This window comes from Laspinema sp. D2d, from assembly GCF_025370755.1.
Classification (GTDB): domain Bacteria; phylum Cyanobacteriota; class Cyanobacteriia; order Cyanobacteriales; family Laspinemataceae; genus Laspinema.
In genome coordinates this window covers 108,197-125,095 of the sequence record NZ_JAMXFC010000008.1, presented here as the reverse complement: position 1 = coordinate 125,095, position 16,899 = coordinate 108,197, and the positions used below count along the sequence as shown (strand labels likewise).

Sequence of the window (16,899 nt, the reverse complement as noted above, 5' to 3'; positions counted from 1 at the left end):
GTGGATGAGTTCCACCCTTCCCGATCGCGATTGAGACTGTAGCCTTGGCAATTCATAACCCGAGGAGTTTAGGCGGGGACCGTACAGGGTGTGAACGGGACCGGGGACGGTCTCCACTGGGTAAGGATAAAGAGGAATAGTCAAAGAATACTTTGCACCCAGGTGAATAAGGGGGGTAACAGCAAACATCCGGCAACCGCGATCGCCACGATGGCCGAAATTAAGACTGCACCAGCGGCACAATCTTTGGCAATTTTAGCCAACTCGTGGTAACTTTGCTGCACGGTTAAATCCACAACGGATTCTAGGGCAGTATTTAGGAGTTCCATTGTTAAAACGGCTCCAATTGTTAATGTAATGATGGAAATTTCTACAAAGCCGACTTGTAAAAAAATCCCCAAGGCGATCGCCACCGAACCAATAACGACATGAATCCGAAAGTTACGTTGGGTTTGGAAGGCGTAGCTGATTCCCGTTGCCGCATATTTAAAACTAACCAATAAGTTCGTAGCAACCTGCCAGGACAAATCCCGATTGAATCGGGTAGGCTGATGCGATGATCGCTTCGGTGGTTGGGTCGATCCCTCTGGAGACATAGGCAGGACAGTAGACAAATTTGATAAGGGGGCAACGGATGGAGTCGGTTGGCCGGTTATTTCCGAACGGTCTAATTTCATGGCAGATATTACTTCCGTGCGCTAGGAAAGCTCAGATACTGAACCCATACTACAACTTCACTTTTTGAGAAGTTGTGTTGTCTGTATCGTTACAAAGCAAGACCAACAGCGATGAGTAAGGTTTCTTGTTGACCTAGCATCTGCATCAAACTCTCTTCATCCGGATGATCCCAACCCAACAGATGAAGGAGTCCGTGCGCCGCCAACCAAGCGAGTTCTACGGTGACGGAATGCTCCTGCTGTTCGGCTTGTCGAGCGGCTGTGTCCACGGAAATAATAATGTCCCCTAAATACAGAGGAATCTCTCCGGGGATAGACTCTATCTGTGGATACTCTACCTCTAAAGCGGCAAAGGACAACACATCGGTGGGTTTATCTTGATGGCGATATTGGGCATTGAGTTGTTGGATTTCCCCATCGTCACTCAGGCGGATGCTGAGTTCATAGCCGATCGCCGGGGGTAGTTCGGCGGCAAGCTGTTGCAACCAAGTTTGGAACCACTGGTCCCAGGTTTCCTCGGCGATCGCCTCAAACTGCACTCTTCCCGCCACATCAGACTCCCAATACGCATTCTGCACACTCAGATCGAGTGGAATCGTTTGACACTGCACTATATTTTTGTCCTCTGCTTAACGGGTTAGATACGCCAATCCCACCAGTAGCCCCAACAATCCCGCCGTCGTTAGGAAGAAGTGCTTCAAAGAGGTCCCCCGCTTGCGAACCATATTTCGCATGGCTAGTTTCACATAGCTATCTTGGGGGCTTTTTGGGGCTTCACCGGGTTCTGATTCAGTCAAGGGGGCCGTTTCTGGTGCGGGCTGGTCGGACAATTCAGATGGGGTGGATGGGTGACTCATTGCAGTTAATAAAATTATGAGTTCAGAACAAAATGGATAGGATTTTTTTCAATTCTACCACTTTTTTGGTGTTGAATTCCCCCAGCTTTAAAAAACCCAGACATAATTTCCCCATTCCCTGAAGTCACTCTGATGATAAAGAACAAGAAATGTACCCATTCTATCCCGTTACCTCGGAAAAATTTGCTCAATCCTGGCGGATCAACTGAGTTAGAATTCAAAAAAAAGCCTATTAAAAACTCAGAAAATTAAACCCGTTATTCTGAATTTTTAATAGGTGAGACTCAGGGAGAGGACATCAAGCAATCCGGCAATTTTTAAATAGAATTGCTATCCCCCAGTTGGGTTTCTTGGCGAAGATAGGCTTCGATGAAGGCATCGAATTCCCCATTCATAATGTCCGTAATATTGGTGGTTTCGACCCCAGTGCGGAGGTCTTTTACCATTTGATAGGGGTGAAAAACATAGTTGCGAATCTGGTTCCCCCAGGCGGCTTCTACCATATCCCCTCGGATTTCCGCAATTTCTTGGGCGCGTTGCTCTTGAGCAATCACAAGTAATCTGGCTTTGAGTAAAGCGAGGGCTTTTTCTTTATTTTGAAGTTGAGATCGCTCCTGGGTACAGCGCACCGCGAGTCCCGTTGGTAAATGCACCACCCGCACGGCAGTTTCCACTTTATTGACGTTTTGACCACCTTTTCCCCCCGAACGGGAGGTAGTAATTTCTAAGTCTTTCTCGGGAATCTCTAACTTGACCGATTCATCTAACATCGGCATGACTTCGACTCCAGCAAAGCTGGTTTGTCGCTTGCCATTGGCATTAAAAGGAGAAATTCTTACCAGTCGGTGAGTTCCTTTTTCTCCCTTCAAGTAACCATAGGCATAACGTCCCTCAATTTCCAGAGTAGCTGACTTAATCCCCGCTTCGTCTCCCTCGGAGATTTCGCTACATTGGACTTTATACCCGTGACTTTCACCCCAGCGGGTGTACATTCGCACCAACATTTCTGTCCAATCTTGAGCATCAGTACCACCGGCACCAGCATTGATGCTCAAAACCGCACCACTTTTGTCGTAGGGTCCACAGAGCAATTGTTCTAATTCCCAGCGATCCAATTCTTGGTCAAGTTGGGTGAGGGTGGATTCCGCTTCTTGACACAGTGCCTCATCGGCTTCAATTTCCAGCAGTTCTAAGATAGCCTTGGTATCTTCTAGGCTATTTTTCCACTGATGATATTGGTCTAAATGAGACTTGAGGTCGTTGAGTTCTTGCAGGGTAGAAGATGCCTTGTTCTGGTCATCCCAAAACTCGGGTTGAGCGGCTAATTGCTCTAAGTCGTGGATTTTGGCAGTGAGGGCGGGAATGTCAAAGATAGTCCTGGGTTTTACCCAGGCGATCGTACAACTGTTCAACTTCCCGTTTGATTTCTAAAACTTCCATGTTGGCTGTCGCGGATTTCCTTTCTCAATCAAGCTGATAACTGATTGCTATTGTAGCTAAAGTTGGGCCAAGCAGACTGTGTTCTTTGGGGTGTCGATGCCCGGGACCTCACCCTTAGAAAAGTAGCTTTTTTACGCTCATAGTGATTTGCTCCACTTCCGGTCCCCTCCCCTTGCTAAGGGGAGGGTTAGGGTGGGGTCCTCTTGCCCGATCTCGCATCACGAAGAAACAGGGTTACCCAGCCTCCATACAGGTGCGATCGCCTCCTTTGAGTGCGTGACCTGGCGGTAAGCGGAGCTATCCCGTAGGGAATCGCCACATCAGAAGGACCCCACCCTAACCCTCCCCTTGCTAAGGGGAGGGGACCAGAGGGGCGAATTAACATTTCTTCACAAGCCCTGGAGAGACTTTACATTCATCAAAAAAAATTTCCGTATTTTTGCGTAACTCCCTCGTTTCAACCCGGAGGAGTTCCGTAAAACAACTCTACCGGCTCCCTCTACCTTAAGGCATACTAAAAGTAGGTTAAATTTATTGACTAACTCTTAAAACAGTTTTTCTTATTCCCGAATCCACCGCCCCTGAAAACCAGGGAATACCTTTATTTGAGGATGTAAATAAAATGGCGACTCAATCCTCTATGCACTACCGAGGGATGGAGCTCTTAGTCTCCTATCACCAAAATCCCTCAGTGCTTGTTCGCAATCAGCTTGTGCGTTTAAATGCGGGCTTGGTCAGAAAAATAGCTCACCGAGTCAGCCATCAATGTGCTGAACCCTACGAAGACCTGGAACAAATTGGTTATTTGGGCTTAATTCGGGCGATCGAGCGCTTTGAACCCAGTCAAGGTTGTGCCTTTAGCTCCTTTGCCGTCCCCTACATTCGCGGCGAAATGCTGCATTTTTTGCGGGATAAAGGCTCTTCAGTGAAAATTCCCCGGCGGTGGCGGGAATTGCAAACCCGAGGTGAACGGATTCGCGAAACTTTAACTCAATCCCTTGGGCGTGTCCCCACGGATACAGAGATTGCCGAACAGTTGCTGGTTTCTGTGGAAGAATGGCGGCAAACGAAGTTAGCCACACAAAATCGGATGCCCCTGAGTTTAGATGCCTTGGTTTCTGTCCAGGTTGATTCTCCGGTGACCTTGGGTGATACCTTGGTGGATCATCACTATCAATCTCTCCAAAGTTTAGAAGAAGAACGCCAACAACTCCAACAAGCGCTCAGTCAGTTGGAAGATAAAACTCGCACGGTGATTGAGTCGGTGTTCTTTAATGAAATTCCCCGCAAAGAAGTGGCGGAACAAATTGGGGTGAGTCCCATGACCGTGACGCGCTGGATTAAACGCGGAATTGAACAGTTAGTCAGTGGCTTACAACCTTCGGTAAGTCCGACGGAATCCTAAAGAACAGGAGCAGAAACCGGGTTTAAGCAGGATAAGAGGCTTTCACCCGATTATGTTTCATCCCCGACAATGTTCCCGATTTTCAGTGGCAAGGTGGATGGAATTGTTGAAAATTTTGAAGCCACTTAATGCTCAAAAATATCTTTATATTGCAATAAATCTAAGGAAATAAACACGGGCAAACATTGGAAGCACTGCTGGGCGAGTTCCCAACGTTCCTCTCGTTCTAGCATGGCTTGTAACTTCTGCTGTACCTGGAGTAAATAGCGCACGTCATTGGCGGCATAATTTAACTGTGCTTCTTCCAGGTTGTCAGGATTGCCCCAATCGGAACTTTGAGCACTTTTATCCAGTTCAACTTTACAGAGTTCTTGGACGACTTCTTTTAGTCCGTGGCGAGGGCTGTAGGTACGGGCGAGTTTGCTGGCGAGTTTGGTACAAAAGACGGGTTGGACGGCGATGCCGAGATGATAGAGCAAGGTTGCCATATCAAAGCGGGCAAAGTGAAAGACTTTGAGGATATTGGACGCTTCGAGAAGTTCTTTGAGATAGGGGGCTTCTTTTTGGCCTCGGGGGATGCGAATGACGGTGACATGACCTTGAGGATCGCAAATTTGGACCAAACAGAGGCGATCGCGCTGGGGTAAGAGTCCCATTGTTTCCGTATCCACGGCGATCGCACTAGCGGATAAATACCCCGCCAACTGTTCCGGTGTTAAATCGCGATCGCACACTTGAAATGCTTGCAATGTCATAACCTACCCCTCATCCTCCTGCAACACCCGCAATACCCGGGCAATATATTCCGCCCGCCATTGCTCTCGTTCCTGTTCACCTTGGGGATCAGGCTGATACGCCTCAATCTCCGCAGCGGTGAACAGTCCTTTAGTCTCAGCGATTCTTTCGATTGTGTCAAGTCGTTCCCGCAGGACCGAGACTTCCCCTGCTAATGCCAGGGCGATCGCCAATAACTGGTCTTGTTCCGGGTTTTGTAAATAAACGGGCCTTTTTCCCTTGGATTTTTTTTTCATCCCCATCCTTACTGCTTATTTCCAAGCTACCAACATGAACCAGGTCCCGCGACTGCCAAAACCTTGACCCTTGGGAATCCCATTCGATTGGGCTTGCAACCAGGCTCCATTGGGTGCAAAGGTTTCTAACACTTGGTCTGGCTCAAACCCCGCATTTGTGGCCTCTGCTTTCAAATCCAGGTCCCGAAATGCACTCCAAAAGGGTTCATTATTATTCACCGTTTCCCAATCGAAGGCGAAAGCACGATAGGGATCCATGTGGCGATACAGAGGGGCTTCGATATGGACCATCATTCCCCCCGGGGTCAACAACCGATAGCACTCCCGCAGGACATTCCGAAGCGCGGGAACCGGGATTTCATGGAACAAAATGTGACTCACCACCAGATCAAAGGACTGATCGGCAAAATTGGTTTTTTCCGCATTCTGCTGGGAAAAATGGACCCGCTTCCCTAACGCTTCCGCCCGGGCATGGGCATATCGTAACAGAGAGGCTCCAATATCAATGCCGTGAACGGCTGCCTCCGGATAGCCTTCTACATAAGGTAAAGTGCTGTGACCCACCGTACATCCCATATCCAAAATATGGCGCGGGTGAAAGTCAGGGTATTCCCGTTTGAGAAAGTTCTGCACTGCCGATCGCCCCATATCATCATTTAGGGGACCCAGCATTCCTTGGGCATATAAATAAACCCCGCGATCGTAGAGTGCACCGGCAGCTACATCATCGCCGTCCAAGTCACTGTGATAACTTCCCGGCATACAATGAATGTCTACTGCTTGTTGATAGCTGGGAATCACCAGATCAGGGTTTAACGTTAAAGAACCCAAGGGCTGCGTGACCCCCTTCGCCCGTTCCCGTAACGCTGGGAGTTGACGTTCCACACTACTAAGAACTGAATCCCACATCAGTTCTTGGCCCATGCGTTTCAGGGCGCTGACCCATCGATATTGGGGCTCGTCCTTCATCGCCTGCTGAATTTCATAGCGGGTTTCTGGGGACCGCTGATGCTCTTGCTCAAAGCGAGGTTTCGCACGGGTTTCGTAAACCCCTTGATTTTTGACACTCAGACTAAAAACGTGCTTTTTCAAGCTGGTGACGAAGTTTTGCCGTGCCAACTCGTCATGGGTGGTCTCGGGGAGAATGGGATGTCTGAATTGTGGGTTCATATTGGGTATTGGGGATGAGTGGAATTTAGAAGCGGAAAGGGGTGTAATGGCCCTGGATCACTCCGACCAATCCAGGGGGGCGCTCACCTTACCGACGCTTGATAAAAATTTGGCTGTAATAATACTCGCCTTTGGCATTTTTAGCCATGCCGATGCCGGTCAAATCGTAAGCCCCTACCATATTTTTCTGATGGCCGGGACTCCCAATCCACCCCTCGACCGCTTGATTGACCGGATCCTGATAGCCCATGTTATAGGCTAGATTTTCCGCAGCCCTGCGATAGGACAAGGATTTACCGATCGCCTTGATCCGGTCCTCAAACCCATCATGACTAAAGGTCATCTCACCCCGGGCCATCGCTTCACTATGTTTTCGGGCCTGGTCGCTGATTCGGGGGTCTATGGTTAGGGGCAGCAGGTTTTGGGCCTGCCGATATTGATTCACCAGTTCATGAACCCTTTGCTCCATCTGGCTTAATTCAGAATCAGAAGGTGCGGGAATGGGGGTTGTGGGTTGAGGACTCGACCCCATTCCCACTTCTTCTAATCCGGCTTCTAAATAGGTGGAAAACTGACAACCACTGACCGTCGTCGCCATTGTCAAGAGTGCCAGCTTTGCCAGTAGAAATCCGAGTTTCATGGGGTTTGATCCGGTTAGGAGTTAGGGAGAAGATGTTTCGCGACCGTTTGTACGTCTTTATCACCCCGGCCTGAGCAATTAATCACAATCCGAGGACTACCTTCAACTTGGGTACAAAGGGTTTCTAAATAGGCGATCGCATGGGAGGTTTCCAAGGCAGGAATAATCCCCTCTAATTGCGATAACCGCTGAAAGGCATCTAATGCTTCTTTGTCGGTAATGCTGTAATATTCCGCCCGTCCCAGGTCTTTCAAATAACTATGTTCGGGACCGACTCCGGGATAATCCAACCCGGCACTAATCGAATGGGCCTCAATGACTTGCCCTTCATCATCTTGCAATAAATAGCTCATTGCCCCATGCAAGACTCCGATTTGGCCGTGAGTCAGGGTCGCGGCGTGTTTATCGGTATTCACTCCTTCCCCCGCTGCTTCTACCCCAATCAGGCGGATTTGGGGTTCGTTGACAAATTCATGAAATAACCCCATTGCATTGGAACCGCCGCCGACGCAAGCGAGGAGAATATCCGGCAACCCGCCCCATTTTTCCAGGCATTGGCTGCGGGTTTCCTGACCAATTACCGCATGGAAGTCGCGGACCATCATGGGATAGGGGTGGGGTCCAGCCACGGAACCGAGGATGTAATGGGTGGTTTCCACGTTGGTTACCCAGTCGCGAATCGCTTCGGAAGTGGCATCTTTGAGGGTGCCCGTCCCAGCGGCAACGGGGCGGACTTCAGCCCCCATCAGACGCATTCTAAACACGTTCAAAGCTTGACGTTCCATATCGTGAACGCCCATATAAATCACGCATTCTAGGCCAAAGCGGGCGCAGACCGTGGCGGTGGCGACCCCATGTTGACCCGCGCCCGTTTCAGCGATAATCCGCTGTTTGCCCATGCGTTTGGCGAGGAGGGCCTGGGCGATCGCATTGTTAATTTTATGAGCACCCGTATGATTGAGGTCTTCCCGTTTCAGATAAATTTGTGCGCCGCTGCCGTCGGGTCTAGCATAATGTTGGGTCAGGCGTTCCGCGAAATACAAGGGGCTGGGACGTCCGACATAATCATGCAGCAACAAGTCCAGTTCAGCTTGAAATTCCGCGTCGTTGCGATATTGCTGATAGGCGGTTTCCAGTTCCGCTAGGGCAGGCATGAGGGTTTCAGGGACATATTTGCCGCCAAAGCGTCCGAAGCGTCCAAAGGTATCCGGTTGTTGCGGGTTAGAGGTGGGGGTTAAGGGTCTGGGTGTGGTAGTCACGGCGATCGCAATAAATGAAACAATAATGGAATCAGACTTCCATTATACGAGGCCAGCGCTCATTCCGGAGTCCTCCGGCTGTCTCCCTTTGCCGCTTTTAACTCCCTCGGGTTTGCCCTAGGCTAAACTACAATGGATTGCTGTTTCTTATGATTTGATACGGTTTATGGACGCTTCTAAAAAGAAATCCGCTCGGGACAATCGCATCGCTTATCAAGAATTCGGAACAGGTAGCCAACCGAATGCCGCTACGGAGCGTCCGGTTACAGAACTGCCGCCTTCTCAGCAAAAGATTCGCGTGCAAGCCTCGCGTAAGGGGCGCAAGGGTAAAACGGTTACAGAAATTACTGGCTTTCAACTCAAACCCGAAACGTTATCGGACTTAGCAAAGCAGCTCAAAAGCCAGTGCGGAACTGGGGGAACGGTAAAGGAAAATACGATTGAAATGCAAGGGGATTGCAAGCAAAAAGTTGTGGAAATTTTGACGAGTTTAGGTTATTCGGCCAAAATCAGTGGCGGCTGATTTTAATTCCTCAAAATTGCACCCATTTACGGGTAAATCCACTGAATTATGCCTTTGAACTGGGGCAAACTCTGACAGCAGTTTTCAAGAGTTTAGCCCGGTTTAAAGCGCAGGAGTTTTAAACAATTTGCTTCAAATTTTGAGCCACGCTGTTGAGGCGATCGGTGCCAGTTTTAACTTGGCTAATGCCTTGGGCGGTTTGATTGGCAACTTTATTCAGGGAGTTCATAGCTTCGACGACTTGCTGAATAGCGATCGCTTGCTGTTTGGCGCTCAAGGAAATTTGTTGCGTACTTAAAGTAATGTTATTAATGGCTTCGGTCACTCCCTCGAAGGCTTCAGCGGTTTCTTTGGCAATTTTTAAACTAGCTTGGACTGTTTTACTGCCTTCATCGGTGACAATTACCGTGGAATTAATCGCCGATTGAATGTCTCCAACTAGCCCATTAATCTTTTCCGTTGATTTCTGACTTTGGTCGGCCAGTTTTCTAATTTCACTGGCAACTACGGCAAATCCTTTGCCATGTTCCCCCGCCCGAACTGCTTCTACGGCAGCATTTAAGGCCAACATATTCGTTTGAGTAGCTAAATCACTGACGAGTCCAGAAATATTACGAATTTGAGAGGTTTGTTCGCTCAAGCGGAGGATTTGTTCGGCGATTTCTCCGACTTTGGCTTTTAAAGCGGACATATCCGCCAAGGTTCGTTCAACGGCTTTGCTACCGCCTTCGGTTAACACTAAAGCATTGCGTGCATCAGCGGCAGCCGCTTCCGCTTGTTCTGCGGATTGTCGGGAGGATGCACCCAATTCATCCATTGTGGTAGTGGTTTGATTCACCGACGCTGCCTGATCATTGGCGATGCGTTCTTGTTGCGTCATGGTGGTGGCAATATCCGTGGAGGATTGGGTGATTTCTTGGGCGACTTCCTCAACTCTACGGTTCACGCCGGAGGCGATCGCCCATACGGCATACCCCATTAACCCTAGTTCGATTAATCCCCCTAAAATTAGGGTGACTTGTAAGTTATTGAAGCTATTTTCAAGGTTCCTAATTTCTTGAGTTCCGAGTTGTTGTTCAGTTGGGGTTAAGACGGTTTCGCTTCCCCCTAAATTTTGGGTACTAATGGGCTTAAGACGGGTCCAGGATTGCTCGGCTTGTTCTCGGTTAGAATAGAGCAAGACCAGAAGGATCAATAATCCGCCAAAAGGTAGCAACGCTACTCGCCAAATGTATGAGTTGAGTTTCCGATTTGAATCCATATAAGTTTTCCATTCTTTAGCAGGAGAGCGACTTCGAGTGACCCTTTTCGGCCTAAAAACCCCTGATAATTCGTTGTAGTTGTTACCGATTGAAGGGAGGGAGTTATTTTCTACCCGGTGATGAGAATTTATAGAAAATTATATCATTTCGGGGAGTTTTTTTTGGAAATCTGGGGAGGGGGACGAGTTCAGTAGGCTGAGGTGGCGCAGAAAGAGGAATGGGTCCAGCGATCGCTAAAGAGGGGATTGCCCTAGGGGTAAAAAGTTCCGTAGTTTTACGGAAAAAAGGCGGAGCATCCCCGGAACACAGCAGGACCTTCTCCTGGGTTCGACGAGGGCTTATGCAGGGACTGGAAGCGCGCGCGATCGCCCCTTAGACCCAGACTAAGAACACACCAAGGGCGATCAACTGGTCGGTTTTCCAGGGGTGCGGCGTTGATCCTCAACTTACCAAACCCCAGGTTAAATCCCGACTCGAACACAAAATAGAACCCGATTAACGCAGATTTAAACCTCGAAAACAGAGGCTATTTTTCGAGGTTTAGTAGTAGGATTGTTCCTCGGGTTCTTGCCCGGGTAAAACCTTTTCTAAAGATTCCACAAGAACAGGTAAATCTTTTTGAACCGTATCCCAAACCACTTCTAATACTATCTTATCATATTCATGGATAATTCTATTCCGCATCATAATAAAAGGAATTCGGGACAGAGAAACTCGGGTGCGTTCGGACAGACGACGTTCCGCCTCTCCAATCACCTCTAATCGCCGAATTACTGAATCTTGTAATTGAACATCTTCTACAAAACTGGACCAGCTACTTCTCGAAACGTAGTTCAAAGCGAGTTTTGCCGAGATTAAAATATCCAACAGATATTGCAGGTCACGGGGTGCCAGCATAAATTACCTCAGCTACACTTTAAAGATAAAACGGCAGATATCATGGTGCGTTGACGGAAGGGAACGGAACCTAAACCACTCTGGCGCGGCCCTTCCCATCCTAAGAACCCTCGATTACAAACCCCGATCGGTTCAATTGTCCTGTGATTCCCTGGTTTTGGCAGGGACGCAGTAGGAGCAAAAGCCTCCCGAGCAAAAATACAGCCAGCCATTGGTTCGCACTCCCTTTTTTTTCCAGCTTGAGATAATTAAGCACCCAGGTGGGATGCTCTCTTTTTTGATCTCTATTCCTAGCTTGTGTTTGCGAGGGTCGAGTCACCGTACCGGATCTACCCTACCATCGTTTATGCTCTGGGTGCGATCAAAGTTGCCCCTCCAGACCCTCAAACCGGAGATGAGTTGATCTAGAGTGGCAACCCTGGGGCAGCCCGCCCCCGCCCTAGATGGATGCCCTCAGAACAGCGCTTTCCTTGGCGATAAAAGTCCGTACAAAATCCCAGTGATAGACCCCCAGGGTCAAACCGCTTCGGGTGCGCTCACCGATGCATTCTTTCGGAAAAAGCTAACATAGGAAATGGACCGGACGAGGACAACGCTGAGAGTGCTTCTGCGGTGAGCGTTCGAGATCCGTTGAGATGATATTTAACAAAAGAGGTAAAAAATGGATCCTATTCGCCTGATTTGTGCTATTTTTCTGCCGCCCCTAGGCGTTTTTTTACAAGTGGGTTTGGGTCGAGACTTTTGGATTAATCTGATTTTGACGTTTTTGGGCTATCTTCCCGGCATTATTCATGCAGTCTGGGTGATTACTAGAAGGTAACCGTCCCGAAATACTCCGAGTTACAAAACGCGGTTGATAATCATCCAGACATCCCCATCGGAACGAACGTGGGGGACTGAAATACTGGTAAATCCGGTAATAAAAGGTTTGTAATAAACCTGCCAATAACGGGGAGAAATTTCATCAGCGATCGCCTTGAGTGCTTTGACTTCTTCGCTCAGTTCGTTCGCCAGTTCGTTAATCCGGTGGGCATGAACCCGGGCACACTCTCGGGACTCTTCAACCTGGGCGGCGATCGCGTTATTTCCGCCTTGGCGCTTCAACTCGCTCTGTTTCTGAGAAAGTTTTCTGTGCAGGGCGGCGATCGCATCGTCAATTCCTTTCACTTCTATAGCAACCGCCGCCGTTTCTCTTGCCGCACGTCGATACGCCATTGCGATCGCTTCTGGAGAGTCCTCTTCTAAAGAAAGCTCATCAATGGCAAGGGTACTCCGTTCCCGTTGCAACTCCTCAATTTGCGAGAGAATGGCTAATATTTCATCTTTCTGGGGATCTATCATCGTTGACTTATTTTGCCTATCTGAAATTTCTGGTGAGTTCGTCGCCCCTATAGCTTTCATCTCCAGGCACAACGAACGGGAGCGACCCTATGCTATAGAATATCCTACATTAGACCCCTTGCAGCACACCCTCCCGCGCCCCTCACCTCAAAGCCGGACTCAAGCAGGAATAAGGCTAGGGTTCTAGGTGACTTTCCTCAGACACTGGATTGTGAGTGGAGGCTTCCCGAAGAAAAACCTCTGACTGCATCCGGGCCTCTTTAAAATTCAGCCCCTTAGCTCTTGATGTTATGTAAATGATGTAACAGCCGCTCAAAAAATCCCACCAGCGGGATCCTACAAATGGGTTAAAATTTGGAGCCTTTGGGTCAACCGGGGTCCAATATCCGCGTTGATAGAGATCAAACACCGGATCCTAGAGGTTTTGACACGGCTTGCAAAATAATTTGATACGACGATAAAAGGTTGAGAAGATTTTACCCTCTCCCCGCCCGGGCAAATTCTACGAAATCTCAACCCGCTCAATGATGCAAAGCTTTACCCAAAATTGAGCTAACTGGTAACGATCATACTAAATGCAGTTGTTAAAAGGCTATTATTTTTTGTGCTAGAAGTCTATCTCCGTAAATTCTACATTCGATGGAGTAGGGGTGAGAGTGTGAGAGTAAAAGGCGTACTCCCGGAGATAGAGCAGTATAACTAAATCTCTATTCTACAATTAGAGTTTCGTGAATATTTGTATAAAACTTAAAGCAAAATCTATCTATAGACAGATGACCCTCAACTATTTTTTTTACAAAGAGTAAAATAGATACTCCAATAGCATGAATATTCTCAATAAAGAGAAGTTAATGACAGTCGGAATCTCTTTCCGTGTATTCATGCAGGGGGATGTCATAAAGGCTCCGGCTATGGAAAGATAGTTTCAATACCAGAACCACAGGTAAGTACCCGGTTTATCTCCTATCATTTTTAATCCTGAACCTGAACTGAAAAATGCTAGTGTTGCTGACTGGAACAAGAACCTGTAGTTTAATCTCTCCGATTCTCTCCCGAGGCGATCGCCATCGATAATCTGAGGTAGGCCATCGACTCAGATGAGGGGAAACCGGAAATTGCCTCTCAGGGGTGGGTCAGAACAATCGAAATAAATTTTTAGAAATCTCGTGAAAAATCCGGTAAAAGCAAGATTGTCCACATCTCTTATTCCAGGGGTTGATTCAATGAACAAAATTAACATCTTAAATGTAAGCATCGATAACGTAACCCAAGAAGAGTTACTGAGTCTCCTTAAAGACAAAGGCGGAGTCGTAGTCACCCCCAATGTCGATCATTTAATAAAATTGCAAAAAGACCCAGAGTTTCATCATATTTATCAAGAAGCAGATTATCGGGTTTGTGATAGCCAAATTGTTAAAATAGTTTCCAAATGGCTGGGGAGTCCTATCCGAGAAAAAATATCAGGTTCAGACTTATTTCCCGCTTTTTATAACTATTTCCAAGATGACCCAGACACTAAAATTTTTCTACTCGGTGCCGCCGAGGGAGTCGCCCAAAAAGCCCAGGAAAATATTAACAGTAAGTTAGGTCGGGAAATAGTAATCGGCTGTTATTCCCCTTCATACGGGTTTGAGAAAAATGAAGCCGAATGTCAAAAAATTATTGAAATGATCAATGAATCCGGGGCCACGGTTTTAGCCGTGGGAGTGGGTGCACCCAAACAGGAGAAATGGATTTACAAATATAAAAATCAGTTGCCGAATATCAAAGTGTTTATGGCAATTGGGGCAACCCTAGATTTTGAAGCCGGGAACCGTCCGAGATCGCCGGAATGGATGAGTAAATATGGGGTGGAATGGGCATTTCGCCTGATGTCTGAACCCAAACGCCTCTGGAAGAGATATTTGGTAGAAGACTTGCCCTTTTTCTGGTTAGTATTTCAACAAAAGTTGAATCTCTACCAATACAAAAGTCCCATCGGTCAGTTGCTCCAAAAAGCTGGCTTAATTTCTTCCGAACAAGTAGCAGCAATTTTGCAAGAACAAGCTTATCAACGGCATCTGCGCTTCGGAGATTTACTCGCACGCCGAGGCTGGGTTAAACCGGAAACCGTTGACTTTTTTGCGGAACAGTTACCCCATTTAGAAACTGCTCATCCTCAGCAGCCTTTAGGACATTATCTGAAGAAAGCGGCTTTGTTAAATGATGACCAAATCACCCGCATTTTAAACTATCAACGTCAAACCGGGATGAAGTTTGGAGAAATAGCAGTTCTTAAAGGGTGGGTGAAGCAAGAAACCATCGATTGGTTTCTGGAAACAGTTAAGGCTGAACATAAGGTGCGGTCCTTAGAGGACAAGCAAAAGTATGGCAAACACTCCATGACGCCGATCGCTTCTTAAGTTAGCTTCAAAGTTTGAATGAACTATCCCTTTCAAACTTTAAATAATTCTTATCTAAAGCCGAGGATTGATTTACTTCAACCCTCGGCTTTATTGGGTATAAAAATTCCATAATTATCTTCATAAAACTTTTAATATTTTATGAGTTTAAATTCAACTATCAAAGATAAAATAAATCCATAAGATTGAACAGGTTTCCGACCCAAATCTTGTAAATTTTATTAATAAAACAGCGAGTGGAGTGATTCAACAAGGTGCGATCGCCGCTCAACTGTAAAGGCAACAGGGAGAAAAATCTTGCTCTTCTGTTCTCAACAGGCGATCGCTTCGCAATTTTCCGCCCCAGGGCTTCTAAAGCCCCTCAATTACACGGCCATATTTTCTTTTTAAATAACCCCTAATGAATCATACAAGAGGACCCTATGATGACCCAATTTGGCTTGACTCGTCCCGGATTAGTTGCTCTCTCCGCTGCCGTTATCAGTTCAATGGGCCTGCTGATTGGAACTCCAGCAAATGCAGCAACATTTAAAGGAATAATTTACCAAACTGACTTTCCCGCTTTAGAAAATAGTGAAATTGAATATACCCTTGCTGATGGCATTTTTGAAACCATCATTTCTTCGCCACCTAATACCTTTTTCATAGATGGAGATTACACATTCGGTCCTGAACCTACAGTACCGATGAGCCTTGCAACCCTTGTACCAGAAGTGGTAACGAAGTTTAAATGGACAACTAATGAGACCTATACAGTAGGGGATCCTGTCAATGTAGTGGACGTCCAACTTTCTATTTTTGGAATCACCGAGGCTGGATTATTCCTCCAACTCCTTGATGTGAGCCAATCCCCCATTTACCAGAATATTTTCATGTCCACCATAAAAGCACCGGAGGGACTACCCTTGAGCGCTTGTCAAACGCAGGCTTGTGATGCTTCTGCCGACTTTGGAGGGAAAGGCGGATTATACGGGTCTCGGATGACGGTAACGCCAGTCCCCGAACCCAAATCGATTCCCGAACCGTCAGCGGCGATCGCCCTCGGTTTTGTCGGTTTCTTGTTCTTAAAACGTCCCCGAAAAGCGGTCAGCATACCAGCGGTTGTCATTGCTGAGGCCGACTGAAAGCCCCAATAAAACCCCTAAAATTGGGTGTTTGGATGGATTGATTTTCTATCAGAACCAGGCGATCGCCAATCTCCCTTTGAGTTCCTGCTAAATTCAAGGCTCGAAAAATCCACTCCTCAACGACCCAATTGATTCATTAAATAATAGGAGCATATTATGCCAAAACTACTCTTGAACCAGCCCCAATTTTTGACCCTTTTCGCCGTCCTTTTTAGTTCAATGGGAGTGCTGAGTGCAACTCCAGCAAATGGGTTGACCTTTAAAGGCAGCCTTTCTGGATCTGCCCTGGCTTTTAAAAACTTTGAAATTGAATATACCCTCGCTGATGGGATTTTCGATACCATCATTTCTTCTCCACCTAATACGTTTTTCATTGATGGAGAATACACTGCCGCGCCCGGTTATTTCGACAGCATCAACCGGGCGACGGTGGTCCCGGAGGTTGTCACAGATTTTAAATGGTCATCAGGGGGAGGCAGCTTACAGCCATTGAACGGGGAACTTTCTCTTTTTGGAATCCTGGAGGACCGATTATACCTGTGGATCCTAGAGAATACGGAGCCGCGTTTCACAGATATTTTTAGTGGATACATAAAAGCACCACCGGGCTTGCCTTTGAGCGCTTGTAAATTTCAGGCTTGTGAGATGAGTGCAAAGTATGGGGATGGATACATGGGCCCCCCGGGTTTTAACATGATTCAAACCCCAGTGATGGAATCAGAATCTGTTTATGAACCCTCCGCCGCAGTTGCCCTCGGTTTTGTCGGTGCATTACTCATGAAACGTCGCCGAAAAACGCTCAGCGCTCAACCTATTCCCATTCTAAATCAACAGGAAAGGTAACGATTTGAGTAAAAATGGCGTTTTG

General features: G+C 47.4%; 18 protein-coding genes. 6 read left to right on the top strand and 12 right to left on the bottom strand.

Annotation, left to right across the window (positions count from 1 at the left end; genetic code table 11):
* Positions 1–140: 140 nt before the first annotated feature.
* The 4 genes from NG796_RS08195 to prfB all read right to left on the bottom strand — a co-directional run bounded on the left by NG796_RS08195 (position 141) and on the right by prfB (position 2,974).
* Positions 141–677, bottom strand: a complete 537-nt coding sequence (locus tag NG796_RS08195) for a diacylglycerol kinase family protein (protein WP_261205413.1) — start codon at positions 675–677, stop codon at positions 141–143.
* An 89-nt stretch (positions 678–766) separates the two neighbouring features.
* Positions 767–1,288, bottom strand: coding sequence for an rRNA maturation RNase YbeY (gene ybeY / locus NG796_RS08190; protein ID WP_261205412.1), 522 nt, complete (start codon positions 1,286–1,288; stop codon positions 767–769).
* 18 nt (positions 1,289–1,306) lie between these two features.
* Positions 1,307–1,534: a DUF3285 domain-containing protein gene (locus NG796_RS08185; RefSeq protein ID WP_261205411.1), complete on the bottom strand. Its 228-nt coding sequence runs from the start codon at positions 1,532–1,534 to the stop codon at positions 1,307–1,309.
* A gap of 317 nt (positions 1,535–1,851) precedes the next feature.
* Positions 1,852–2,974 (bottom strand): peptide chain release factor 2 gene (gene prfB, locus NG796_RS08180; RefSeq protein ID WP_261205409.1). Its coding sequence is split into 2 segments (ribosomal slippage): positions 1,852–2,901 and positions 2,903–2,974, totalling 1,122 coding nucleotides; the frame shifts between segments, so codons are not numbered across the junction.
* 622 nt (positions 2,975–3,596) lie between these two features.
* Between prfB and NG796_RS08175 the strand changes: the two genes are divergently transcribed.
* A complete protein-coding gene (locus NG796_RS08175) occupies positions 3,597–4,379 on the top strand; it encodes an RNA polymerase sigma factor SigF (protein WP_261205408.1) in 783 nt (260 codons plus the stop codon).
* A gap of 125 nt (positions 4,380–4,504) precedes the next feature.
* On the opposite strand, the gene NG796_RS08170 is transcribed toward NG796_RS08175, so the two are convergent.
* The 5 genes from NG796_RS08170 to trpB form a co-directional block, all read right to left on the bottom strand.
* On the bottom strand, positions 4,505–5,134 hold the full coding sequence (locus NG796_RS08170; RefSeq protein WP_261205407.1) for a ribonuclease H-like domain-containing protein: 630 nt from the start codon (positions 5,132–5,134) through the stop codon (positions 4,505–4,507).
* A gap of 3 nt (positions 5,135–5,137) precedes the next feature.
* Positions 5,138–5,410 (bottom strand): hypothetical protein, encoded by a 273-nt coding sequence (locus NG796_RS08165; RefSeq protein WP_261205406.1) that lies wholly within the window; start codon positions 5,408–5,410, stop codon positions 5,138–5,140.
* A gap of 15 nt (positions 5,411–5,425) precedes the next feature.
* Entirely contained in the window at positions 5,426–6,580 is a 1,155-nt protein-coding gene (locus tag NG796_RS08160; RefSeq protein ID WP_261205405.1) for a class I SAM-dependent methyltransferase, read from the bottom strand.
* Positions 6,581–6,668: 88 nt separating this feature from the next.
* A complete protein-coding gene (locus NG796_RS08155; protein ID WP_261205404.1) occupies positions 6,669–7,220 on the bottom strand; it encodes a CAP domain-containing protein in 552 nt (183 codons plus the stop codon).
* A 14-nt stretch (positions 7,221–7,234) separates the two neighbouring features.
* Entirely contained in the window at positions 7,235–8,479 is a 1,245-nt protein-coding gene (trpB, locus tag NG796_RS08150; protein ID WP_261205403.1) for a tryptophan synthase subunit beta, read from the bottom strand.
* Positions 8,480–8,645: 166 nt separating this feature from the next.
* Between trpB and NG796_RS08145 the strand changes: the two genes are divergently transcribed.
* Positions 8,646–9,002, top strand: a complete 357-nt coding sequence (locus NG796_RS08145; RefSeq protein ID WP_261205402.1) for a translation initiation factor — start codon at positions 8,646–8,648, stop codon at positions 9,000–9,002.
* Positions 9,003–9,120: 118 nt separating this feature from the next.
* Here the strand turns inward: NG796_RS08145 and NG796_RS08140 are convergent, their stop codons facing one another.
* A complete protein-coding gene (locus tag NG796_RS08140) occupies positions 9,121–10,263 on the bottom strand; it encodes a methyl-accepting chemotaxis protein (protein ID WP_261205401.1) in 1,143 nt (380 codons plus the stop codon).
* Positions 10,264–10,804: 541 nt separating this feature from the next.
* The gene (locus tag NG796_RS08135) at positions 10,805–11,161 is read right to left on the bottom strand and encodes a DUF86 domain-containing protein (RefSeq protein ID WP_261205400.1); all 357 of its coding nucleotides are present in this window, start codon (positions 11,159–11,161) and stop codon (positions 10,805–10,807) included.
* Between the two features lie 661 nt (positions 11,162–11,822).
* On the opposite strand from NG796_RS08135, the gene NG796_RS08130 reads away from it, so the two are divergent.
* Positions 11,823–11,981: a YqaE/Pmp3 family membrane protein gene (locus tag NG796_RS08130; RefSeq protein ID WP_261205399.1), complete on the top strand. Its 159-nt coding sequence runs from the start codon at positions 11,823–11,825 to the stop codon at positions 11,979–11,981.
* A gap of 20 nt (positions 11,982–12,001) precedes the next feature.
* Here NG796_RS08130 and NG796_RS08125 read toward each other — a convergent pair whose 3' ends face one another.
* Positions 12,002–12,502, bottom strand: a complete 501-nt coding sequence (locus NG796_RS08125; RefSeq protein ID WP_261205398.1) for a hypothetical protein — start codon at positions 12,500–12,502, stop codon at positions 12,002–12,004.
* Between the two features lie 1,223 nt (positions 12,503–13,725).
* Here NG796_RS08125 and NG796_RS08120 point away from each other — a divergent pair.
* The 3 genes from NG796_RS08120 (at position 13,726) to NG796_RS08110 (ending at position 16,874) form a co-directional block, all read left to right on the top strand.
* Positions 13,726–14,904: a WecB/TagA/CpsF family glycosyltransferase gene (locus NG796_RS08120; protein WP_261205397.1), complete on the top strand. Its 1,179-nt coding sequence runs from the start codon at positions 13,726–13,728 to the stop codon at positions 14,902–14,904.
* Between the two features lie 422 nt (positions 14,905–15,326).
* Positions 15,327–16,028 (top strand): PEP-CTERM sorting domain-containing protein, encoded by a 702-nt coding sequence (locus tag NG796_RS08115; protein ID WP_261205396.1) that lies wholly within the window; start codon positions 15,327–15,329, stop codon positions 16,026–16,028.
* Positions 16,029–16,187: 159 nt separating this feature from the next.
* Positions 16,188–16,874 (top strand): PEP-CTERM sorting domain-containing protein, encoded by a 687-nt coding sequence (locus NG796_RS08110; RefSeq protein ID WP_261205395.1) that lies wholly within the window; start codon positions 16,188–16,190, stop codon positions 16,872–16,874.
* Positions 16,875–16,899: the final 25 nt, after the last annotated feature.

Coding starts and splice junctions, on each gene's coding strand:
- NG796_RS08120 (WP_261205397.1), top strand. CDS start 13,726: ATGAACAAAATTAACATCTTAAATGTAAGCATCGATAACGTAACCCAA.
- NG796_RS08165 (WP_261205406.1), bottom strand. CDS start 5,410: ATGAAAAAAAAATCCAAGGGAAAAAGGCCCGTTTATTTACAAAACCCG.
- NG796_RS08155 (WP_261205404.1), bottom strand. CDS start 7,220: ATGAAACTCGGATTTCTACTGGCAAAGCTGGCACTCTTGACAATGGCG.
- NG796_RS08160 (WP_261205405.1), bottom strand. CDS start 6,580: ATGAACCCACAATTCAGACATCCCATTCTCCCCGAGACCACCCATGAC.
- NG796_RS08185 (WP_261205411.1), bottom strand. CDS start 1,534: ATGAGTCACCCATCCACCCCATCTGAATTGTCCGACCAGCCCGCACCA.
- NG796_RS08140 (WP_261205401.1), bottom strand. CDS start 10,263: ATGGATTCAAATCGGAAACTCAACTCATACATTTGGCGAGTAGCGTTG.
- NG796_RS08170 (WP_261205407.1), bottom strand. CDS start 5,134: ATGACATTGCAAGCATTTCAAGTGTGCGATCGCGATTTAACACCGGAA.
- NG796_RS08110 (WP_261205395.1), top strand. CDS start 16,188: ATGCCAAAACTACTCTTGAACCAGCCCCAATTTTTGACCCTTTTCGCC.
- NG796_RS08115 (WP_261205396.1), top strand. CDS start 15,327: ATGATGACCCAATTTGGCTTGACTCGTCCCGGATTAGTTGCTCTCTCC.
- NG796_RS08130 (WP_261205399.1), top strand. CDS start 11,823: ATGGATCCTATTCGCCTGATTTGTGCTATTTTTCTGCCGCCCCTAGGC.
- NG796_RS08195 (WP_261205413.1), bottom strand. CDS start 677: ATGAAATTAGACCGTTCGGAAATAACCGGCCAACCGACTCCATCCGTT.
- NG796_RS08125 (WP_261205398.1), bottom strand. CDS start 12,502: ATGATAGATCCCCAGAAAGATGAAATATTAGCCATTCTCTCGCAAATT.
- NG796_RS08135 (WP_261205400.1), bottom strand. CDS start 11,161: ATGCTGGCACCCCGTGACCTGCAATATCTGTTGGATATTTTAATCTCG.
- NG796_RS08175 (WP_261205408.1), top strand. CDS start 3,597: ATGGCGACTCAATCCTCTATGCACTACCGAGGGATGGAGCTCTTAGTC.
- NG796_RS08145 (WP_261205402.1), top strand. CDS start 8,646: ATGGACGCTTCTAAAAAGAAATCCGCTCGGGACAATCGCATCGCTTAT.